The sequence below is a fragment of the Acinetobacter terrestris genome (genome assembly GCF_004331155.1).
GTDB lineage: Bacteria > Pseudomonadota > Gammaproteobacteria > Pseudomonadales > Moraxellaceae > Acinetobacter > Acinetobacter terrestris.
Genome location: NZ_SJNZ01000025.1, coordinates 1 through 21,924, shown reverse-complemented (window position 1 = coordinate 21,924; position 21,924 = coordinate 1). Strand labels below are relative to the sequence as shown.

Annotated in this window: 18 protein-coding genes and 3 pseudogenes; 8 read left to right on the top strand and 13 right to left on the bottom strand. The window is 40.0% G+C overall.

Annotated elements, in window-relative coordinates; translation table 11 throughout:
• The first annotated feature begins 72 nt into the window (after positions 1-72).
• On the top strand, positions 73-771 hold the full coding sequence (locus E0H81_RS12870) for a DUF1826 domain-containing protein (RefSeq protein WP_131319447.1): 699 nt from the start codon (positions 73-75) through the stop codon (positions 769-771).
• Between the two features lie 91 nt (positions 772-862).
• Here E0H81_RS12870 and E0H81_RS12865 read toward each other — a convergent pair whose 3' ends face one another.
• The 4 genes from E0H81_RS12865 to E0H81_RS12850 form a co-directional block, all read right to left on the bottom strand.
• A complete protein-coding gene (locus tag E0H81_RS12865; protein WP_131319445.1) occupies positions 863-1,645 on the bottom strand; it encodes a thioesterase family protein in 783 nt (260 codons plus the stop codon).
• A 19-nt stretch (positions 1,646-1,664) separates the two neighbouring features.
• Positions 1,665-2,885 carry an NAD(P)/FAD-dependent oxidoreductase gene (locus E0H81_RS12860; RefSeq protein WP_131319443.1) on the bottom strand — a complete coding sequence of 407 codons (1,221 nt, stop codon included), beginning with the start codon at positions 2,883-2,885 and terminating at the stop codon, positions 1,665-1,667.
• A gap of 32 nt (positions 2,886-2,917) precedes the next feature.
• Positions 2,918-4,324: a cytochrome P450 gene (locus tag E0H81_RS12855; RefSeq protein WP_131319441.1), complete on the bottom strand. Its 1,407-nt coding sequence runs from the start codon at positions 4,322-4,324 to the stop codon at positions 2,918-2,920.
• A 74-nt stretch (positions 4,325-4,398) separates the two neighbouring features.
• Positions 4,399-4,719 carry a 2Fe-2S iron-sulfur cluster-binding protein gene (locus tag E0H81_RS12850; protein WP_131319439.1) on the bottom strand — a complete coding sequence of 107 codons (321 nt, stop codon included), beginning with the start codon at positions 4,717-4,719 and terminating at the stop codon, positions 4,399-4,401.
• A 189-nt stretch (positions 4,720-4,908) separates the two neighbouring features.
• Here E0H81_RS12850 and cypR point away from each other — a divergent pair, with 189 nt between their 5' ends.
• Positions 4,909-5,961 carry a transcriptional regulator CypR gene (gene cypR / locus E0H81_RS12845; protein WP_244926542.1) on the top strand — a complete coding sequence of 351 codons (1,053 nt, stop codon included), beginning with the start codon at positions 4,909-4,911 and terminating at the stop codon, positions 5,959-5,961.
• A 400-nt stretch (positions 5,962-6,361) separates the two neighbouring features.
• Here the strand turns inward: cypR and E0H81_RS15950 are convergent, their stop codons facing one another.
• The 6 genes from E0H81_RS15950 to denD form a co-directional block, all read right to left on the bottom strand.
• Positions 6,362-6,532 (bottom strand): rhodanese-like domain-containing protein, encoded by a 171-nt coding sequence (locus E0H81_RS15950; protein ID WP_165492624.1) that lies wholly within the window; start codon positions 6,530-6,532, stop codon positions 6,362-6,364.
• Between the two features lie 1,126 nt (positions 6,533-7,658).
• The gene (locus E0H81_RS12840) at positions 7,659-7,937 is read right to left on the bottom strand and encodes an OprD family outer membrane porin (protein WP_165492625.1); all 279 of its coding nucleotides are present in this window, start codon (positions 7,935-7,937) and stop codon (positions 7,659-7,661) included.
• An 81-nt stretch (positions 7,938-8,018) separates the two neighbouring features.
• Positions 8,019-9,338 (bottom strand): MFS transporter, encoded by a 1,320-nt coding sequence (locus E0H81_RS12835; protein ID WP_131319435.1) that lies wholly within the window; start codon positions 9,336-9,338, stop codon positions 8,019-8,021.
• 366 nt (positions 9,339-9,704) lie between these two features.
• Complete coding sequence (locus E0H81_RS12830) at positions 9,705-10,583, bottom strand: NAD(P)-dependent oxidoreductase (protein WP_131319433.1); 879 nt, start codon at positions 10,581-10,583, stop codon at positions 9,705-9,707.
• A complete protein-coding gene (locus E0H81_RS12825; RefSeq protein WP_131319431.1) occupies positions 10,583-11,959 on the bottom strand; it encodes an MFS transporter in 1,377 nt (458 codons plus the stop codon). Before E0H81_RS12825 ends, E0H81_RS12830 begins: the two co-directional genes overlap by 1 nt.
• A gap of 34 nt (positions 11,960-11,993) precedes the next feature.
• Positions 11,994-12,965, bottom strand: a complete 972-nt coding sequence (denD, locus tag E0H81_RS12820; RefSeq protein ID WP_131319429.1) for a D-erythronate dehydrogenase — start codon at positions 12,963-12,965, stop codon at positions 11,994-11,996.
• Between the two features lie 357 nt (positions 12,966-13,322).
• On the opposite strand from denD, the gene E0H81_RS12815 reads away from it, so the two are divergent.
• Positions 13,323-14,201: an SMP-30/gluconolactonase/LRE family protein gene (locus E0H81_RS12815; protein WP_131319427.1), complete on the top strand. Its 879-nt coding sequence runs from the start codon at positions 13,323-13,325 to the stop codon at positions 14,199-14,201.
• A 181-nt stretch (positions 14,202-14,382) separates the two neighbouring features.
• On the opposite strand, the pseudogene E0H81_RS12810 reads toward E0H81_RS12815, so the two are convergent.
• Both E0H81_RS12810 and E0H81_RS12805 read right to left on the bottom strand, forming a co-directional pair.
• Positions 14,383-14,628 (bottom strand): annotated as a pseudogene (locus tag E0H81_RS12810) (IS30 family transposase); the annotation flags it as partial.
• A gap of 61 nt (positions 14,629-14,689) precedes the next feature.
• A complete protein-coding gene (locus tag E0H81_RS12805) occupies positions 14,690-15,631 on the bottom strand; it encodes a LysR family transcriptional regulator (RefSeq protein WP_131319425.1) in 942 nt (313 codons plus the stop codon).
• 110 nt (positions 15,632-15,741) lie between these two features.
• Between E0H81_RS12805 and E0H81_RS12800 the strand changes: the two genes are divergently transcribed.
• The 5 genes and pseudogenes from E0H81_RS12800 to E0H81_RS12775 all read left to right on the top strand — a co-directional run bounded on the left by E0H81_RS12800 (position 15,742) and on the right by E0H81_RS12775 (position 21,595).
• Complete coding sequence (locus E0H81_RS12800) at positions 15,742-16,917, top strand: fumarylacetoacetate hydrolase family protein (protein ID WP_131319423.1); 1,176 nt, start codon at positions 15,742-15,744, stop codon at positions 16,915-16,917.
• 130 nt (positions 16,918-17,047) lie between these two features.
• On the top strand, positions 17,048-18,835 hold the full coding sequence (locus E0H81_RS12795; RefSeq protein ID WP_131319421.1) for an IlvD/Edd family dehydratase: 1,788 nt from the start codon (positions 17,048-17,050) through the stop codon (positions 18,833-18,835).
• Between the two features lie 21 nt (positions 18,836-18,856).
• Positions 18,857-20,434, top strand: coding sequence for an aldehyde dehydrogenase (NADP(+)) (locus tag E0H81_RS12790; protein ID WP_131319419.1), 1,578 nt, complete (start codon positions 18,857-18,859; stop codon positions 20,432-20,434).
• Positions 20,435-20,468: 34 nt separating this feature from the next.
• Positions 20,469-20,756 carry a hypothetical protein gene (locus E0H81_RS12785; protein WP_131319417.1) on the top strand — a complete coding sequence of 96 codons (288 nt, stop codon included), beginning with the start codon at positions 20,469-20,471 and terminating at the stop codon, positions 20,754-20,756.
• Positions 20,675-21,595, top strand: a pseudogene (locus tag E0H81_RS12775) (lactonase family protein). Before E0H81_RS12785 ends, E0H81_RS12775 begins: the two are co-directional and overlap by 82 nt.
• A gap of 78 nt (positions 21,596-21,673) precedes the next feature.
• On the opposite strand, the pseudogene E0H81_RS12770 reads toward E0H81_RS12775, so the two are convergent.
• Positions 21,674-21,924, bottom strand: a pseudogene (locus E0H81_RS12770) (aldehyde dehydrogenase (NADP(+))); the annotation flags it as partial.

Sequence of the window (21,924 nt, the reverse complement as noted above, 5' to 3'; positions counted from 1 at the left end):
GACTCATTACTCTGTAATTATACAGCGCTGCGTGTATGATGTGACATTATTGACAAGTCATTCCATCCGAGTATGCACACCATTTTTTCTACCACACCTCAGCTGAGCGTAGTCTCTCATTTTTCGGATCTCATACACTGCAACTTTAAAGGCCAAATGAATGCGGTTTGCTGGTCTCGAGATTTAGTCGGGGATTTCAAAGAAATCGTGGATCAACTCGAATTAAAAGACAATATCACCGAAATTTATACAGAGGATCTGCTGGCATTACACTTGTCAGAACAAGGTATATTTGCGCGGGATATCATCTTAAAAGATATGCAACTGTTAAGCGATTTTGGGGCATCTCCTTCGCTGAATTTACTGAAATCTTATGAACGTGATGATGAACTTGATTTTATCGCAACCGATGTGTATTCCTACCATGTCGATCGCTCACCGATTGAAACGGATACGTTTTTATGTACCTATTATGGTCCTGCGAGTGATATTTTGCCCAATGCTCAAGTTGAGCAAAAGATTCTTATTCCAGAGATTCGTGACAAGTTAAAGCGGTTATATGACGGACCAGATGCTGAATTTGAGCAATTTCTAGAAGAATATTTTTTTGACCTCCATTATCAGCCTAAACCTAATGCACAACCAATCAATTTAGGGGTAGGACATCTATGGCGTTTAGCTGTTGATCATCCGACTCAACAGGCTTTACCCTGTGTTCATCGCGCACCTGTAGAAAATGAGGGTGAGTATCGGCTACTGCTGATTTGTTAAGGCGATTCTCACGAGATGGTTCAAACATGAGGAAAGAAGAGTAGCTTTGTTTTCCTGATCTGATCTCTTGAGCACCTCACTTGATGTTCTCTTAAGCAAAAATAGCGACTGTTTGAGTACCTGACAAGACCAATTCACCTTGTTCATTCCAAACCTGCATGCTTTGATAAGAATACCCACCTCCGGCAACTAAACTGAAGGATCGCACCAGATACCATTCGCTGTGTTCTGCAGGCTGGGTAAAATCGACGGTCCAATTCATTGAACTGATCGGTGCCAAGATTTTAAAACATACGGTTGATGCCGGTGGTAGACAATCACCAATCAACAGTAAAGCGACTTCAGCTGAAATCTCGTTTAAACCCTCTAAACGTACCCACGCCAAAAGTTCAGGTGTTTCACCTCCTGAAAAAAACATCGACTGACTGACTAAACGAATATCAAAATTTTTAAAAAAATTCGGAACTGGCAGGTTTTTCGGAATAGATGAATAATGTTCAGGTGGCTCAACTTGAGGGCATTCAACGTAGTGGTGATGAATTGTACTTTCTCGCGGACTCGCAAAAGTAAAACCTGCCCTTAATACAATGGCATTATCAACACGTGCGTCCACCGCAACTTGGGTCGCAGACTTGCCCTGTCTTAAGGTATCGACCTGAAAGGACACCTGCTCGGTGACAGGCCCAATAAATGCAATTTGTGCCGCTTTTAACGGCGGATGTTGCTGAGATAGATGATTGAGGGCAATCTGAAGCGCCATTGCCGATGAAAAACCACCATAGGCCGTTCGCCCTTGGCGCCAATGTTCAGGCGGGGTAAATGGCTGTTCAGTAGTCAATGAATGAAACATCTCGGCTAAAGTGGGCTTGTCCATATGCGTCCTTTTTCTGGTTCTATTGTGTCAGTTGCTTCAGATCAATCGATTCATCGGCAAATTGAGCAGGATCAATCTGAATATTATCATTGATGATTTTTTTACTGATCATAAATTCTAAAGGACGATTGATGCAATCTGCAGCAATGAGTTGCTTATTTTTAAAATAAAACGCTGCAAAGCTATTGCTGTTCTGCAAATCTCCTCGAATCACCAGCTGGTCATAGCCGTGATTTAAGCCAGCAATTTGCAGTTTGATGTCATATTGATCTGACCAAAACCAAGGTAAAGCGCTATACGGTTTGGACTTGCCACAGAAGGTTGCTGCTGCAACTTTGGCTTGTTCATTGGCATTCGGTACAGACTCCAAACGAAGCTGGCGTTGATAATGCACGTTAAAATGACTGGTACAATCTCCTGCGGCCACAATATCAGGGTCATTGGTTCGGCCATAGGCATCAATCCCTATGCCATTATCGACTTCAATACCTACTGCCTGTGCAAGTTCAATATTCGGCTGCACGCCTATCCCGACAATCACAAAATCTGCGGGAATCGTTTTGCCATCTGCGCATAAAACCCCTTCCACCTGTGTTGTTCCAACAATACGCGTTATCGTCATATTGTGATAAATGCTCACACCTTGTGCCTGATGAACTCGGGTATAAAATTCAGATAATTCTGGTGCAGTCACACGCTGTAAGATTCGTGATGCTGTTTCCAACAGAGAAACCTGAATTCCCTGTTTTCTCAATGAAGCCGCTGTTTCTAGGCCAATATAACCGCCGCCAATCATCACCGCATGTTTCGCGCTTTGAATATGCTGCTGTATGGCTTCGATATCGGCTGCATTTCGCACATAGTAAACCCCTTTAAGATCACTGCCTTCTATGTCGAGTTTTCTGACCCGTGCCCCTGTACAGAGTGCCAATTTGTCATAAGAAATCTGTGAGCCATCGGCAAGATCTAAGATTTTCCGTTCACGGTCTATGGACACCACATGGCTATGTATAAACTGAATCTGCTGTTTTGCATAAAATGCAGCTGGGCGGATCAGCAAGTCCTGAATACTTTTATCACCAGATAAAAAGGTCTTCGACAACGGCGGTCGATGATAGGGTAAATGCGGTTCATCCCCGATCATAATAATCTCACCGTCCCAACCCTCTTGACGCAGGCTGACACTCAGCTGCGCCGCTGCATGACTTGCACCGATAATCACTGTTTTCAGTTTTTGCATCACATGCCCTCTTTTTCAATGCTCAGTCAGTTTCATGCTGAAGTTTTAGCGGTAAGCTTAACCATCAATTTTGAATAGCCACGGACAAAGTTGGACTGCACAATCTCCGGTTCAGCAACCACTTCTAAACGGTCAAAACGATTTAAAATTTCTTCCCATAAAATACGCAGCTGCATCTCGGCTAAACGGTTACCCATACAACGATGCACGCCAAAGCCAAACGACAAATGATTACGGGCATCTTTACGGTCGATGATAAATTCCTCTGGACGGTCAATCGCGCGTTCATCGAGGTTGCCCGAGGCATACCACATCACCACTTTGTCGCCTTCACGAATGAACTGACCATTCAGCATCACATCTTGTTTCGCCACACGGCGCATATACGCCAATGGGGTTTGCCAGCGAATAATTTCAGAGACCATGTTGGGAATCAGGCTTGGATTTTCTTTCAGCTTGGCAAATTGTTCAGGGAATTGATGCAATGCCAGCACACCGCCACTCATTGAATTACGGGTCGTGTCATTGCCACCGACAATCAACAGCGCCAAATTGCCCAAATATTCCATCGGACGTTTGATCAGATCACGTGTGGCATCACTGCTTTGCATTAAGGTGATCAGGTCAAAACCGGCGGTTTCGCCTGCTGCTAGACGTGCAGCCTTGTCATGCCAAAGTGCAACAAAATGTTTGGCCATATCCGCGACACCGACAAAGGATTCATCCAAGTCCTTATCACCGCCAGTACTTTGTGGCGAAGACGAAAACAGATCTGACCAATACACCAGTTTTAAACGGTCTTCGTAGGGGAAATCCAGTAAGGTCGCCAGCATTCGTGCCGTGAGTTCAATTGAAACGGTGTGTACCCAATCAAAGGGCTGCCCAATCGGCAAGCTATCTAAAACTTCAGAAGTTCGCTCACGAATCAACGATTCCATTTCTTTTAAATTTTTCGGTGCTACAACGTCCTGAACCGCTTTACGGCGTTCATCATGTTTCGGAGGGTCCATGGCAATAAAAGTTTCGACATCAATCGGTGCGGTGCCAATTAAAATCAGCGGCTCTGCCGAAAACAGCTCATAGTTTTTATCGACAAACACAATATCTTTATAACGGGTGACTGACCAAAATGGGCCAAATGGACTGTTGGCCTGATAATGCACTGGGCATTCGTCACGCAGACGTTTGGAATAGGCATTCCATTGATGCTGTCTAAACAAAAATGGATTACTTAAATCAATGTCCTTGAGATCAACAGTCGATACATCCGGGATGGGCTGTTCCACAAATTCCGGGAAATAGTCCTTTTGCGTAATAAGACGTTTAGTGCGTTTAAACAGGTGCACGCCTTTGACTTGCATATCCATCGGAATCAATGGCGAAAGTCGATTGGATGCTTCATTTTTGACTTTATTTAATACCGCTTCAAACTGGGTCATGTTGTTCTTGCCTATTTTTATTTTCGATATCGATGTGAACTGATTGCACGGAGACCTAATACAATCCTGAGGTTTTACATTTGATATTCAGGCAGCTGCACACGCATGCCATTCATGTCGTCTGACACCTGTACTTGGCAGGCCAAACGGGATGTGGTGGTTTTTTCTGGGGTAAGATCAAGCATTTGCAGCTCACTCGCTGAAGCTGTGCCGACTTGTGCAATCCATTTCGCATCTAAAATCACATGACAGGTACCACAGGCGCATTCACCACCACAATCGGCATCAATGCTTGGAATGCCGTGATCGATGGCTATCTGCATCAGTGATTTTCCCGCTTCTAAGTCAGCTGAATGCTCTGTACCATCATGCTCAACAAAAGTAATCGTTCCCATTTATGTTCTCCTTCACAGGGTGATTGGCTTGCTATTCATCGGTTTTCGTTCGGATAAATACAATCTAATGTTATAAACACTGCATAAGGAGGTCATTTTTTGACAAGATGGGGTCATAAAAAGACAGGGGAAAAATAAAACCAAAAAAATTGGATTTAATCAATAAAATCGACACGACAGGATGTCAACGTGGAAGCCATAAAAATCAATGCATTGATGAATGAAAATTTAGAGACTGCCAATATTCCCTCCACTTATGCCCGGATGATTGGTCGAGAGTTGGGATTAAATATTCGTGAACTGCCGCAATTATTACAATTTACCCAGCTCAGTACTGAACAATTGCTGCAGGATGAAACCTTACTGACCGCCAGGCAATTGGTGCAGATTTTACAGAACAGCGTGGCTTTATCGGAACATGCTGATTTTGGTTTGCGTCTGGGTAAACGGCTCACGCCAACGACACATGGTGCAATGGGTTTTCTGGTCAACAGTAGTCCGAACCTGTTGATGGCTTTAAAAGCCTTTAAGGAATTTATCCCGACACGCATCAGTTTCGCGCGTTTAAGCCTTGAATATACGCAAGACTCAGTCAATATTGCGCTGCATTTTGATATTCAGCTCTCTGAGCAGGTCCATCGGATCCTTGCTGAAACTTGTGCCGTGATTTTGTATGAATGTGCCGAATTTATTGTGGGACGCGCAATGGATGAAGCAAAAATCTTTTTTGCACATCAAGAGCCACATTACAGCCAGGATTATGCGGACTATTTATCGGGAAGCTATTTTTTTTCATCGGATGAGATCAAAGTCGAGTTTCCTCTAAGCCTCTGTAACATTCCCAATGCATCAGCCAATCAAGACAATTATATGCTGGCGATGCGCCAATGTGAAAGCATGCTGCAACAGTTGAAAGCTGCACCGCAAAGTTATATTTATGATATTCAAAAGATGATGCTGTCGAGTTCCTTACATGAGCTAAATGAAGAGCAGATTGCAGCGGCTTTATTTATGAGCAAACGCACACTAGCACGTAAACTGGCACAAGATGGCACCAGTTTTAGAGAAATTCGAGACTCAATTCTGTCCAGACAAGCCAGCAGCTATTTGCTCGAAAGTGATTTGTCTGTCGATGCAATTGCAACCTTATTAAATTATCACGACAGCGCAAATTTCCGCCGTGCCTTTAAACGATGGTTTGATTTGCCACCCAGCGAATATCGTTTCCAAAATAAAAGATAATCATCCTAATGATCTGAGGACAACTTTGTAAAACTAGGATAATTAGGTAGGTTCATGAACTTATCAAGTCAAAATAATGAATTTAATTAATATAAGTTATTGAATTTATTAAATATTATTTATAAATAGAATTATGAAGTAAATTTTAGATGAACTTAAGTTTAGTAACTTTTATAAGTTATTTTATTCTTAATACCTCTAAATATTCTTTTTAGGCAATAGAATAATTTCAATAAAAAGAATAGGAATAATTTCTCCTAATTAATTTTTACTTGCGCTTTATTAACATCAATCTAAGTATATTCTTTTCAAATTTATATAAGGATTAGAACTAGTTACTTATTTCGAAGTTTCAGGCACAATTAAAACTGTGCCGAATCTTTTCAAAATTAAAAAAGTCCTAGACAACAAAAAACCAGGCATTGCATCTTTTTAATCGATCGACTAAACCGAACTCCCAGTCCAAATACACCTGCATTGCATTTTTAGAGTTATCTGTTGCTTCATATAGCTCAAAACCAACTGCACGTTCAGAATCACATTCTAAAAATAAGCGGTCAATGTACGACACTTTCTTGAAGATATATTCTTCTACAGATTCATAACTGTCTTCGGTATCCCAAGCTGAACAGAAGTTACCACGGCAAATGGGAGGGTTTATTTTTGATTTATGCCATATTTTTACCCATTCATGTATATTTCAAATCTGGGAAATCTTTAGCAGAAACTTGCAAATTTTATAACCCTAAATAATCTTAAAAGACTTATACATATAAACTATAACTAACATTTACATTTTGATGTGGTAACAGGAAAAACATATTACAGGTTTTGATGTGGTAACAGCTAAATTTTGATGTAGTAACATAGTCCATGTATATAAAATAACCAAAAGTACGGACATGACCTATATAACCCAAAATACTGACTTTATATTTAAAAACTATTTAATAATGATACCTATAGCGCCATTGATAAAACTATTCTCATGTCAGAATTGCGCTAGTTTTTAGAGACCTATATGCTAATAATATCTCTCAGAATTGCTTTTATTGAATCTAAAAGTATTCACAAGTACAGTGGATTAGAAGCAGCATTCAACTATGTCATAAGGTATGTTATCGCATGGCTGAGCTTGGTATTATTGGAGTATGTGGGTTATTGTAAACAAGATTAGGATTCTATTATGTAAAAGAATATAGCCTGGTTATAGATGAGAGAAAAGCATTACCCAGACAGTTAAAAGTATAGCTAGCTGATATCTACCACATCCATAGATCTAATCGGCCGAAAAGAAATCTAGCAAAAATCAGAAACCCATCATTGGTTAAACAAGTAGAACAGAGGGCAGCTCATTATCCCTCTAATTGTGACCATTGTAATTCCTATACTCGAAAACTATTTAGTCGAAATGCACATACCATCTTTGGGTATCACCTTAACAACCCGTTGATGCTGTGTTTACTTCGTGTCAATTGAATAATTCTGGATAACCCAAAGGTGGTACTGAATAGCCTCCACTCTCTTAGACAAATTTCGTCTATTCTTTTTGCACAGAAAATTTCAACAACCCCTAAATATATAAATCAAAATTTAAAATTGTACTTGGTCAGAAATCGGACTTCATCATAATCCTTACCAACTTCAGTATCATAATTAATATAGAGCAACTGAAAGCCTAAACCTTTCAGCGGTTGTTACTGAACAGTGTAATTTAAGACAATATCCCGCTTAATTTCACGGTTGTCTTTGCCTGCCGTCTTAAAGTTTTCACCATAAATATAGCGATAACCAATATCGAGACCCGCAACAACAGCATCGAGCTTATATTTCATATTCAGATAATATGAATCCTCATCCTGTTTATTGAACAGACCTTGTGTCCAGTCAATAAAATACCGCGCCGGAATACCTGTAATTAAGGAAAAATCATAATTACCATCTACAGTCTGGAAACCTAGTCCAATGGAATACACAGGACTTTTAAACTCATTATAATTCCATACTCTAATGATCAACGGGAGAATGCCATCGAAATAGATTGAATTGTTTCATTATTAAACTGGTTTTAAATGATCTTTTTTATCCAGATACCCTAGGATCACTTGCAGTAATACCCCAATCAGCGCACACGCGGACATCAAAATAAAGCAAAGTGTATAACCTGTTGCATTATGCCAACCACCAAAATTTGTCAATAAAGACCCCATTAAAATTGGTGCAATGGCTCCTCCAACATAAAGTGCTACAGTAATAATACTATTCGCTGTGCCCATTGCATCTTGCTCTGCATAATCTGATGCAGTTGCATAGTAGATAGGCCAAATCGCATTAGCAGAGAAACCAAAAATTAATTGAATAATAATGACTGAAGTGACACCTTGAGTTAAACAGAAACTTAGTATCCCCACTGCCATCCAAATACCACAAAGAATCAAAGTTTTACGTCGACCAATTTTGTCTGATAAAGATGGCCAAAAAATTTGCCCCATAATTCCTGTAATGGTAAATACTGCGCTTAAACCAGCAGCTTCTGCGAGATTTAAACCTACAATATTGTAGAGATAGGCAGGAAAGATGGTGAGAAATCCAAGATATACAATGTGTGTGATTAATGTACTTCCTGCAGTAAATAAAATACCGCGAGATTTTAAGGTTTTTTTGAGTAATCCTTTTTTAGCTTGTTTTTTATTCTCAGATTGAGCTTCTATTGGTGCATTTTCTGTAGGAGGTGTAAATCCATGCTCAATACACGAGTCATGAAATTCATCATAACGCTGTCTAGTTGAGTAAATTACCCAAAATGTGAGGACTGGTACTGAAATGATAATGCCTAGATAGAAAGCATAGCGCCAATTTTCAGGTCCGAAATAATAAATAATGGATGCCATAACAACACCACTAAGCATTGCACCCACTGGATAACCTGCATGGTGAGCACCTATTGCAAATCCACGATGCTCTTTTGGCCACCATTCAGCAGTATTACTTACTCCAATTGGCTCAGCTGCACCACAGCCCATTGAAACCAATATTCTTAAGATAACAAATTTGTAGAAAGTATTACTAAAAGACATAATGCCTGATAGCAAAGAAAGAAAAGTGAAACCGATAATTAAGGGCCATTGAAAAATTGCACGTTTCCAGCCTGGCGCTTTAAAATCACAATATGCACTTACCGGAATACTCAATAATGCCAGTGAAACCGTAATTACAGCAATAGTATAGCCCCATTCTGTAGGAGTGAGTGAAAATTCCTCACAGATCATAATAGCTGCACGGAATATTAACTCACGATCGTATGCAATAATCAGCCAAATTAACCAACAGACGATCAGCGACACCCACGAATGTCGATGTACTTTCTTTAAACTCATCTTATTTCCCTATACATCTACCCACTTAATGTGGGTGGATTAATCCATTTTTAATTTCAGTTTTAAATCTTGTATGAATCTTTTAAGCGAAGGGTTTTGCCCTTGGAATTTTTAGAAAAGATAGACTTATCGATTAATTAATTCCAATTATATTTTCCCACCAGGGAATAACTAAATGTTATCAATATTCGCTTAAAATATATAAATGATTAATTTTAAATAAAATTTAATTGGAAATATGAGTAACTAGAAAGATAAATACGAATATTCTAAAGTGTAAATTTCACATAATTTAAATAAAAAATACTGGCTGTTTTAAAGCCAGTATGATGGAAAAAATAGTGAATAATTTACTAATATTTATTATTAGGTTTCTAAATGATTAATCCTTTTTAATTCAAGAATTAATCCTGAATGATCTAAGGCACCATCTCCCTGATTTACCATGTTGGTAAAAAGTTGATCAACTAATTGAGCAACTGGCAATTTCAAATCCAATTTATGCGCATAAGCCATGGCGGTATTAGTATCTTTAAGCTGAGTACTCGCTGCACCTCCTGGTTTAAAGTTTTGATTCAACATACGTTCGCCATGTTGTTGCAAAATAGGAGAGTCAGCAAATCCACCCGTTAATGCTTGCTTCACTTTATGAGGATCAGCCCCACCTTGTTGGGCAAGTAACAATCCTTCCGCAACAGTTGCAATCGTACTTGCCACAATCATTTGATTGACCAGCTTTGCGAGTTCACCACAGCCTGCGCCACCGACTAAAACAGGTCGACCCATGGCAGAAAAAATTGATTTTGCCTGTTCAAAGACCGCTTCTTCTCCACCGACCATAATGGCGAGATTGGCATGAATTGCGCCTTTTTCTCCCCCTGACACAGGTGCATCCAAATACTTAAAGCCCAGTGACTGACATTTTTCATTTTGCGCCTTTGCCGTTTCTACCGGAATAGAACTCATAACAATGACTGTAGCGCCTTGTTTTAATTTGGCGACCGCACCTTGGTCTTGAAACAAAACCTCATTGCAGGTCTGTCCATCACTGAGCATACAAATCAGGAACTCCACATCTACGGCAACTTGATTTAACTCCTGGCAAGCTGTGGCACCCAGCTTGACTAAATCACTAAGTTTAGCTGGCGTTCTGTTCCAAACTTGGACTTGATGACCCGCTTTGAGTAGGTTCGCCACCATTGGTGAACCCATAATTCCCGTACCGACAAAGCCAATATTCGCCATTATTTTAACTCCGAGACTATATTCTTATGCAGAACACCTGACTCTTTCTTCAGCGAATCCGACTTTAACTTTGCCAATAAAATTAAACCAAGCCCACCCATTGCAACAAAGCCTGCTATGACCATAAAGGCAACGGTATAATTACCTGTCGTGGTATAAAGATAGCCTGTTAAATAAGGTCCAGTAAAACCACTTAAATTACCCACAGAGTTGATCAGTCCAATCCCTGCAGCAGCACCGACACCTGTTAGGGTTTGACCCGGTAAAGTCCAGAAAATGTTAATGGCACTAAATACACCAATGGCTAAGAAGATAAAGCCCACAATAATTGCCCAAGGTTGATTCACAATCAGTGCAATGGCGATCGCAATTGCGGCCATCAATGCTGCACTTGCACCATGCCAATAACGCTCTTGTTTACGATCAGAACGGCGACTCCATAAGATCATGCCTACTGCAGCAAATGCATACGGGATAGCCGTTAACATACCATTTTGAATTAAGCTGATTTCCATTCCAAAAGTATTACGAAAGGATTCTAAAACGCTCGGTAAGAAAAAGAACATCGCATTTGAGCCTGAGGTAATACCGAAATAAACCAGTGCCATGATCCAAACCAAGGGATTTTTAAATACCTGTTTAATAACCGCACTTTTACTCAAATTTGCATCAGCAGATTTCGCTTTTTCACTTTCTTCTTTTTCCAAAGTATTCATTAACCATGTGCGCTGCTCACCTGTTAGCCACTGAGCTTCTTTAGGCGTATTGGTTAAATATTTAAGACAAACAATGCCTAGAATAATGGATGGAATGCCTTCTAGAATATACATCAAACGCCAGCCTTCATAACCAATGGTATTGCCCCATTGCATTAATCCTACTGAAACAGGTGCACCAATAATTTGCGCAATTGGCAACCCTAAATAAAACATTGCGAACACACGTGCACGGTAGCGTACAGGAAACCATAATGTAAGATAGAAGATCACACCTGGGAAAAAGCCAGCTTCTGCAATACCTAATAGAAACCGTAAAACAATAAACTGGGTTCCAGTTTGAATAAAACCCATCAATGCAGCAATAATTCCCCAAGTAATCATGATCCGTGCAATCCAAATACGGGCACCGAAACGATGAAGCAAAATATTACTAGGTACTTCTGCAATAAAATACCCCAAGAAAAAAATACCCGCACCCAAACCAAAAATAGTTTGAGTGATTCCTATCGCCTCATTCATATGTAAGGCAGCAAAACCAATATTGGTTCTGTCTAAAAATGCCATTACAAATAAAATAATTAAAAAAGGAATAATTCTTTTTGAAATACGTTTAACGGTCTGCTCTTCCAAAGCAGATATCGGTTTAATATCTTCCATAATATTGTCTCACTTTAGTCAGCTATCTCAGCCATTATTTCTGGGTGTCTTCAATATGAGCCTGAATAATACTTTCAAAATTTTCATCTGCTTTAAATCCGAGCGATTCGGCATATTCTGCTTTGACTTGCACAGGCCAGCTTTGCACAATGCGTTGAATGGTTTTGTCTTCTTGCCATTGCACCAAATCTACTGCGGATTTCCCTGCAACTTTTTCCAATGCGTCCAGCATTTGCTGAACAGTCACGGTTAAACCGGGTAAGGGAATAATTCGATTATCCGCTAATTGATTTGGGGAAAGCGTTGCTGCCTGAATCATTGATTCAACACAACGACGTGGTGAGGTAATAAATACTGGCGTATCTGCTTGAACTGGGCAGATAGCAGATTCGCCTTTTAGCGGTTCACGAATAATCGAACTAAAGAATGTAGATGCTGCTTTATTTGGTTTACCCGGGCGAACAACAATCGTCGGAAGTCGTAATACACGCCCATCAATAAAACCTTTACGTGAATAATCTGATACCAGTAATTCACCTATGGCTTTTTGCATCCCGTATGAAGATTTAGGGGTCACTACAGTTTGATCTGTGACTACGTCTGGTAATTCTCCCCCAAATACCGCACAGCCACTGGCGAAAATAACCCGTGGTTTTGAGCCATGTTTTCTCAAAGCTTCAAGTAAAGTCAGTAGTCCGTATAAATTAACATTCATACCTAAATCAAAATCAGCTTCAGCTGCGGAACTTACGACAGCCGCCAAATGCCAAACCACATCGATATTTTCTGTGATTTTCTCTACTAAACTCTTATCAGTTATGTCGCCAGTAATCACTTGGATTTTAGGGTCTTGCGGAAGCTCTTCACCTGCAAATGCATCAAACAATATAACCTTATCAATCGTTTGAGCAGCTTGACCGTCGAATGAGATTGTACCTAATTCTAAAATTTTAATTGCGATTTGCTTGCCAATAAAACCAGTACCGCCAGTAATCAGGATATTCATGGGTGCTCCTTCCCGCTATTTATTTACTTTGACGAATCCAATCGCCGTTAAAGCCAAATTAAGCAGGAAGATCAATAATTACCAATGAATTATTCCTAAATATCGATAACTTTTTAATATCAATTATTAATTCTATTCAGATTTCTCTAGCGATTTATGATGTATATGATTCATTCGTATACTATTTTTTTATGTGTATATCTCTATAATCTCTTGCCAATAACCCTTACTTATCAAATAGTGATTTTTAATCATTGGTAATAAACGCTATTCCGTTTTAATTTAATAAAAAAATGCGTGATTATTCATTAAAATCAACTGCCTTAATAAATGGATGTATTTTTCAGGACAATATAAATGGAAATTAAAGTATTTGTAGATATCAAAACACGTTTAGGTGAAGTCCCGACTTGGGATCCGATTCGTCAAAGCTTGTTTTGGGTCGACATTGTAGACGGTCGTTTATTTTGCTGTGATGAAAACGGTGCTAACTTAAAAGCATGGGAAACCTATCAAAAGATTGGATCATATGCCTTACGTGAACATCACAATGGCGCGATTGTAGCACTTGAAGATGGTGTTTATAGCTTAGATTTCGACACTGGTGATTTAAATTTGATTGTCAATCCTGAGCCAGATATGCCGTTTAACCGTTTGAATGACGGAGGCGTAGATCGTCAAGGGCGTTTTGTTTTTGGATCAATGAATCGTTTGGAAGAAGCTAAAACTGCGTCTTTATATCGTCTAAATACAGATCTTTCCATTCAAAAACTCGAAGACAATATTAATACCTCAAATGGTGTGTGTTGGAGTCCTCGTGGAGATAAATTTTATTTTGCAGATACTTGGCAAGGTGAAATTTGGTCATATGACTATGACAATTCAGATGCAGGATTATCCAACAAGCAGGTTTTTTGCAGCATTGATATGCAAGATGGCGGTTCCGCAGATGGCTCAACCGTCGATAGCGAAGGTTATGTCTGGAGTGCCAAAGTCTATTCAGGCCAACTCATTCGTTACACGCCTGATGGCACAGTTGATCGCATTATTGAAATGCCTGTTAAAAAAGTCACTAGTCTCGCGTTTGGTGGGAAAAATTTAGATGTACTTTTCGTTACCTCTATGTCACAACCACCCTTGCCACGATTTCCCGGAGACAACCAACTCCGAGGCAGTGTATTTGCGATTTATGGTTTAGGTATCACGGGTGTAGGCGAGGCTCGATTTAAGGGTTAATTCCGCCCTCTCCATCATTAAAATATCTTAATGTAATGTAAATACAAATTATTTACGGTATGGACTACTTATGTTAAAAGGAAAATAACATGAGAAAAATAAAACAAGGTTAACGATTAAAACCAGACCAGTTAACTCGGAGTTTTCAATCGATTAGCTGTGACTTTTTCAATTGGCGGATTCAAGCGGCAAGTGCAACAGTATAAAAACTAGCCATAATATCACTGGGTGTATACCAGCCCAGTGTCTTTCTAGGACGATTATTTAGAGCAGTCTCTATCTGTTCTATCCGCTCTTTTGAAACATGATCAAACGATGAGGATTTTGGTAGATATTGTCTGATCAGACCATTCGTATTTTCATTTCTGGCTCGTTGAATAGACTTGTACGGATCTGCAAAGTAAGTCTCTATGCCTGCGTCCGTTATTGTAAGTGGCATCACGCCAGTGTGTTTTTACATAACTCTGCGTGATGCTTGTTCTAAACACTTAAATTTCATTTTTTTTGGAATGTTTAAGCAGTATATCCATAAAGGTTTGAGCAATTTCTGAAATCGGTTCACCTTTACGGGTCAATATTCCATAATCTTGTGCATCTAAAATCAAATTAGTTTCAATAATACATAATTTGCCATCTTTTACTTGATGATTCACCATGGCCTCAGGCAACATCGCAATCATCGGTGCGCCACTGAGTATTTGTAAGAAAGTCTGCATAGACATGGTATTAACTGTATTTAAAGGAATTTTTACTTTTGCCTGTGCAAATGCCGCCTCCATTCTTTCTCGAATTGGCGTACCTTTCGGATACAACACCCAGGGCCATTCCAATAATTGCTCTAATGGGCAAAACTTCTGTTGTGCACATGGATGTTCATTGTTGACCACAATACAAAAAGGCTCTGGACCCAAGGCTTGAAAATCAAAATATTGACTTTGCGTAGCTTGGGTAAAACGTCCGATCGCTAAATCTAAAGTATGCTCACTGAGCATTTCCATCAAATGATCACTGGTCTGTTCTACTACATCGATGGAAAGTAGCGGCCATTGTTTTTTTATTTCAATAATAGCATTAGGAATCACCATCGCAGTGGCAGCAAAAATTCCACCAACTTTTAGAAAACCGTATCCACCTAACCGTAGCATTTCAATATCCTCAACAAAGTGTTTTGCATCATTGAGTACGCGCTGCGCATATTGAATCACATGTTGTCCTAAAGCTGTTACCGGCATACTTCTAGGTAATCTTTCAAAAACAGTAAAACCCAATAAATTTTCAATTTCTTTCAGCATTTTACTGATGGCGGGTTGACTTAAATTCATCTGTTCAGCAGCTAAATGCATATTATTAGTCCTTGCTAAGGTTTCTAACAGCACTAAGTGACGGTATTTAAACCAATTATTTAAACTCGAATAGCTCAAATCTGCCATTGAAAAATCCTTTTCCGATAACTAAATGTTATTGATAACTAAATTATTATCATTGGTACTTATCGATTAAGAATCCTATCATAATTTTAAATAAAACAAGGATGATTTACATGAAATTCACACTGACTTCGACTAATTCACTACCTCTAGACGGTACAGAAGGATGCTTGATTGGTCGTGCTTGGGTACCCAATAAGATTTCTGGCCCCTCACCAGTTCTTTTAAAAGGAGATCAAGTTTTTGATATCTCATCTGAATTCAGCACTGTTTCAGAATTATTAGAAATTGATCAACCTACCCAAATTTTATCAAAAGTTGAAGGGCAGTTGGTCGGATCTATTGATGAAATTTTTGCGAATACTCGAGCTGAACCAGATCAAAGCAAGGCTTATTTCTTAGCGCCTATTGATCTACAAGTGATTAAAGCAGCGGGTGTGACTTTTGCCGCAAGTATGCTTGAGCGCGTAATTGAAGAACAAGCGGCTGGGGATGCCCATAAAGCCCAAAATATTCGTGCAGTGGTGCAAAGTGTTATTGGTGACAGCCTTAAAACCATTCAACCTGGATCTGAAAAAGCACTTGAACTAAAAAAATATTTAATCGAACAAAATATGTGGTCTCAATATCTTGAAGTGGGGATTGGTATTGATGCAGAAATTTTCACTAAAGCCCCTGTTCTAGCCGCTGTGGGGTCAGGTCAAAATATTGGTATTCATCCAAAATCGGAATGGAATAACCCAGAACCTGAAGTGGTTCTTGTGGCCAATAGCCGCGGCAAAATTTTAGGTGCAACTTTAGGTAATGACGTTAATCTTCGAGATTTTGAAGGTCGTAGCGCTCTTTTACTCAGTAAAGCTAAAGATAATAACGCCTCTTGTGCAATTGGTCCTTTTATCCGTTTATTTGATGAAACTTTTAATTTGGATGATGTTCGTTCTTGTGATGTTGAGCTAGAAATAAAGGGAACAGATAGTTTTATATTGAATGGACTGAGTTCAATGTCTCAAATTAGTCGTGATCCTGAAGATTTGATCCAACAAACTTTGAATGAAAATCATCAATATCCAGATGGTTTTGTATTGTTCTTAGGCACATTATTTGCGCCCACTAAAGATCGTGAGAAATCTGGTGCAGGTTTTACCCATAAAATTGGTGATGTGGTTTGGATTCATACGCCCAAATTAGGCACGCTTTATAACACCGTTACTACAAGTGACAAAGCAAATCCGTGGAATTTTGGCATTAATTCATTAATTCGTAATTTAAAGCAGCGTGAATTACTGTAAATTTCACATATTATCCATAGGTGTAATAGTATTTTTTGATCTTAGCCTTTAGGGTTTTAACACTACACTTCTATTTAATAAATATTTTAACTACTACTCATTCGCATAATATTAAAGTAAGGATCTGGAAATGAATGATCAAAGTAAACGGATTTTTTTACGTAGCCAGGAATGGTTTGATGATCCAGAACATGCAGATATGACGGCTTTATATGTTGAACGCTATATGAATTATGGTTTGACACGGGATGAGCTTCAATCTGGTAGACCCATCATTGGTATTGCGCAAACAGGTAGCGATTTAACCCCGTGCAACCGTCATCACAAAGAATTGGCGGAACGTGTTAAAGCAGGTATTCGTGATGCAGGTGGTATTCCTATGGAATTCCCGGTTCATCCGATTGCAGAACAATCGCGTCGCCCTACTGCTGCTTTAGACCGCAACTTAGCGTATTTAGGTTTAGTTGAAATTCTGCATGGATATCCTCTTGATGGAGTAGTTTTAACGACAGGTTGCGACAAAACTACGCCTGCTTGCTTAATGGCTGCAGCTACCACTGATTTACCTGCCATTGTTCTATCAGGTGGACCAATGCTCGATGGTCACTATAAAGGTGACTTGATTGGTTCGGGTACAGTCATCTGGCATGCACGTAACCTACTGGCATCTGGCGAAATTGATTATGAAGGGTTTATGGAAATGACCACTTCTGCATCACCTTCTGTAGGTCATTGTAATACCATGGGTACAGCACTTTCCATGAATGCATTGGCTGAAGCATTGGGAATGTCTTTACCGACCTGCGCCAGTATTCCTGCACCTTATCGTGAGCGCGGTCAAATGGCCTATATTACAGGTAAACGTATTTGCGAAATGGTCCTTGAGGACTTACGACCATCTAAAATCATGACCAAGCAATCGTTTGAAAATGCCATTGCAGTTGCCTCTGCTTTAGGTGCTTCAAGTAACTGTCCTCCACATTTAATCGCCATTGCACGTCATATGGGAATAGAGCTGACTTTAGATGATTGGCAACGTGTAGGCGAAGATGTACCACTTCTTGTGAACTGTATGCCTGCAGGAAAATATTTGGGTGAAGGCTTTCACCGTGCAGGCGGTGTACCAGCTGTGATGTATGAATTACAAAAAGCAGGTGTACTCCATGAAAACTGTGCATCAGTCAGCGGTAAAACAATGGGAGAAATTGCTAAACAGTCCCAAACCTCTAATTCAGATGTCATTTACTCTTATGAAGAACCGCTTAAACATGGTGCAGGCTTTATTGTACTAAGCGGTAATTTTTTTGATAGCGCCATTATGAAAATGTCAGTGGTCGGTGAAGCGTTTAGAAAAACCTATTTATCTAATCCTGAGGAAGAAAATAGTTTCGAAGCTCGAGCGATCGTTTTTGAAGGTCCTGAAGATTATCATGCACGTATTAATGATCCTGAACTTAATATTGATGAACATTGTATTTTAGTGATTCGTGGTGCGGGCACAGTGGGTTATCCGGGTAGCGCAGAAGTCGTCAATATGGCTCCTCCGGTCGAGTTAATTAAAAGAGGCATCGATTCTTTACCTTGTTTAGGAGATGGGCGTCAAAGTGGTACGTCAGCGAGTCCTTCTATTTTAAATATGTCGCCTGAATCTGCCGTGGGTGGGGGGATTGCATTACTAAAAACAAATGATCGTTTAAGAATTGATTTAAATAAACGCTCTGTCAATGTTCTTATTTCAGATGAAGAATTAGAACATCGTCGTAAACAATGGAAACCGATCCTCCCTGCTTCTCAAACTCCTTGGCAAGAAATATATCGCAATATGGTGGGACAATTATCTACAGGTGGTTGTCTAGAACCTGCAACTTTATACATGCGCGTTATAAATGAGAAGAACCTGCCGAGACATTCTCACTAATAGAAACTTAGGAAAAATTAGATGAACAATATTGGACAAAACTTTATTGCTGGCTCACGCAGCGCACAAGGGAGCAAGTTGCTGCAAAGCTTTAATGCAACGACAGGTGAAGCATTGGCTTATGAATTTCATCAAGCCACAGAGCAAGAAGTGAATCAGGCTTGTGAAGCAGCCAGCCAGGCTTTTAAAAGCTATCGCCATACATCCCCTGAACAGCGCGCTCTGTTTTTAGAAGCGATTGCAGATGAACTGGATGCGCTTGGTGAGGATTTCCTGAATATTATTTCTCAGGAAACTGCCTTACCCCTTGCACGTTTACAAGGTGAACGGGGACGTACCAGTGGCCAAATGCGTCTATTTGCTAAGGTATTACGTCGGGGTGATTTCCTGGGTGCCCGTATTGATACCGCCTTGCCTGATCGCAAGCCGATGCCTCGTGTAGATTTACGTCAGATTAAAATCGGTGTAGGGCCAATTGCAGTCTTTGGTGCAAGTAACTTTCCGCTGGCATTCTCAACAGCAGGTGGTGATACCGCCTCAGCTTTAGCGGCAGGTTGTCCAGTTGTGGTGAAAGCACACAGCGGTCATATGGCAACAGCTGACCAGGTCGCTCAAGCCATTGAACGTGCTGTCGAGAAAACCAATATGCCCAAAGGCGTATTTAACATGGTCTATGGCAATGGCGTGGGCGAAACCTTAGTGAAACACCCGCTGATCCAGGCGGTCGGTTTTACCGGATCATTGAAGGGTGGTCGAGCACTTTGTGATATGGCAGCTGCACGTCCACAACCCATTCCAGTATTTGCTGAGATGAGCAGTATTAATCCGATGCTTATGCTGCCTGCCGCATTAAAAAGTCGTGGTTCGCAGATTGCACAGGATTTGGCAGATTCGGTAGTCATGGGCTGTGGTCAGTTCTGTACCAATCCTGGTCTGATTCTCGGAATTAAATCGCCAGAATATACACAGCTGATTGTTCAACTGACTGAAATCATGAATGCCAAAACTGCGCAAACCATGTTGAATGCAGGCACATTAAAAAGCTATGTCTCAGGTCTGGAGCATTTAACCAAACATCAAGGCATTGAACATTTAGCGGGTCAAGCTCAACAAGGCGACCAAGCTCAACCTCAACTGTTTAAAGCCGATGTTGAGCTATTACTCGCAAGCGATCAATTGCTACAAGAAGAAATCTTTGGTCCGACAACTATTGTGATTGAAGTTGAAGATCATGCACAACTGATCCAGGCACTGGGCAGCATGAATGGCCAGTTGACGGCTTCCCTGATTGCAGATGAGGAAGATTTAGGCGTCTTTGCAGATGTGGTACCGGTATTGGAAGAAAAAGCCGGGCGCTTATTGCTAAATGGTTATCCAACCGGGGTAGAAGTAAGTGATGCCATGGTACATGGTGGACCTTATCCTGCGACTTCAGATGCACGTGGTACCTCGGTAGGTACATTGGCGATTGACCGTTATTTACGTCCAGTGTGCTATCAGAACTATCCGCAAAGTTTATTACCGGAAGCATTGCGGGATGAAAATCCGCTAAAACTTCTGAGACTGGTAAACGGTGAAATGACCCGAGATTCAATCTAAGAACGATAAAAGAGACCTCGTAGGGGTCTCTTTTTTGATTCAAACCCAATTAGAGCAAGCCCAAGAATTTTTCGTAGGCACATGGACAGAAGGTGCTCCAGATGGATTAGATACTTTAAAGCCTGCTTTTCCCAGCTATGGGATTTATAAGGTTCGTTTGAATCCAGATAGCACTTTATTACCTTTGAATCATATTCAAATCACTAATCTATCCTGGTTAGTCTTTGCTAAAAATCACCAATATCTTATGCAACTAATGAAGACAATGGCAATATTTTCGGTAAGGTATCGACATTTAAAATTGATAAAGAAGGAAATTTAAAGTTTTTAAATGCTGTAAATAGTCTGGGACAACAGCTCACACATGCTGAGACTTCTCCGGATAACCAATTTTTGTTTGTAGCCAATTACTCTGCTCGACCTGGGCATGCAGGCATTTCAGTTTTTACAATCCGGGCAGATGGCTCAATAGGAAAAGCTGTACAGAATATCTTCTTCTTAAAAGGAAGCAATGCATAACCTGATCGACAAGCAGATGGACATGCATATTCCATTATATTTAGTCCTGATAAAAAGACGGTTTACTTAACCGATTTAGGGAGCGATCTTATTCGGGCTTATGAATATATTCCAAAATCCAAACAACCCTTAAAAAAAGCAAAACAGTTAGATTTACCTTTCCCTGCAGCAAGTGGTCCTCGTCATCTCATTTTTAGCAAAAATGGTGATTATGCTTATGCCATAACGGAAATGGGAGCGCAAATAATTGTTTTAAAAAAAGTGAATGGCAAATATGAAACAGCTCAACAAGAAAATTTAACTGACCAGATGGATGCATCCTTTAAACGAGGAGCAGGTTTAATTTTCTCTCCAGATCAACATTTTTTATATGCAGGAAATCGTCGTAAAAGTAATGAGATTGTGGCATACGCGGTTAATCAAGAAACAGGAAGATTAGCCTTGGTTGATCGTTATGCAATCGGGGTCATGAAAACAAGAGCATTTGCTATTGATGCATCAGGACATTATTTAATTGTAGCCAACGTATTTAGTAATACCATAAGTCAGTTTAAACGAGATCTAAATACAGGTAAATTAACTCCAACGCAAATTGCTTTACAGAGGGGTTTGCCGACAGATATCAAGTTTATTCCAAAATAAATAAAACTGCCCTCTTAAAAAACCAAAAGTAAAAGTGGTAAATAAAAAGAGACCCCTACGAGGTCTCTTTTATCGTTCTTAGATTGAATCTCGGGTCATTTCACCGTTTACCAGTCTCAGAAGTTTTAGCGGATTTTCATCCCGCAATGCTTCCGGTAATAAACTTTGCGGATAGTTCTGATAGCACACTGGACGTAAATAACGGTCAATCGCCAATGTACCTACCGAGGTACCACGTGCATCTGAAGTCGCAGGATAAGGTCCACCATGTACCATGGCATCACTTACTTCTACCCCGGTTGGATAACCATTTAGCAATAAGCGCCCGG

Coding starts and splice junctions, on each gene's coding strand:
- E0H81_RS12870 (WP_131319447.1), top strand. CDS start 73: ATGCACACCATTTTTTCTACCACACCTCAGCTGAGCGTAGTCTCTCAT.
- E0H81_RS12865 (WP_131319445.1), bottom strand. CDS start 1,645: ATGGACAAGCCCACTTTAGCCGAGATGTTTCATTCATTGACTACTGAA.
- E0H81_RS12860 (WP_131319443.1), bottom strand. CDS start 2,885: ATGCAAAAACTGAAAACAGTGATTATCGGTGCAAGTCATGCAGCGGCG.
- E0H81_RS12855 (WP_131319441.1), bottom strand. CDS start 4,324: ATGACCCAGTTTGAAGCGGTATTAAATAAAGTCAAAAATGAAGCATCC.
- E0H81_RS12850 (WP_131319439.1), bottom strand. CDS start 4,719: ATGGGAACGATTACTTTTGTTGAGCATGATGGTACAGAGCATTCAGCT.
- E0H81_RS12835 (WP_131319435.1), bottom strand. CDS start 9,338: ATGAGTTTAAAGAAAGTACATCGACATTCGTGGGTGTCGCTGATCGTC.
- E0H81_RS12830 (WP_131319433.1), bottom strand. CDS start 10,583: ATGGCGAATATTGGCTTTGTCGGTACGGGAATTATGGGTTCACCAATG.
- E0H81_RS12825 (WP_131319431.1), bottom strand. CDS start 11,959: ATGGAAGATATTAAACCGATATCTGCTTTGGAAGAGCAGACCGTTAAA.
- denD (WP_131319429.1), bottom strand. CDS start 12,965: ATGAATATCCTGATTACTGGCGGTACTGGTTTTATTGGCAAGCAAATC.
- E0H81_RS12815 (WP_131319427.1), top strand. CDS start 13,323: ATGGAAATTAAAGTATTTGTAGATATCAAAACACGTTTAGGTGAAGTC.
- E0H81_RS12805 (WP_131319425.1), bottom strand. CDS start 15,631: ATGGCAGATTTGAGCTATTCGAGTTTAAATAATTGGTTTAAATACCGT.
- E0H81_RS12800 (WP_131319423.1), top strand. CDS start 15,742: ATGAAATTCACACTGACTTCGACTAATTCACTACCTCTAGACGGTACA.
- E0H81_RS12795 (WP_131319421.1), top strand. CDS start 17,048: ATGAATGATCAAAGTAAACGGATTTTTTTACGTAGCCAGGAATGGTTT.
- E0H81_RS12790 (WP_131319419.1), top strand. CDS start 18,857: ATGAACAATATTGGACAAAACTTTATTGCTGGCTCACGCAGCGCACAA.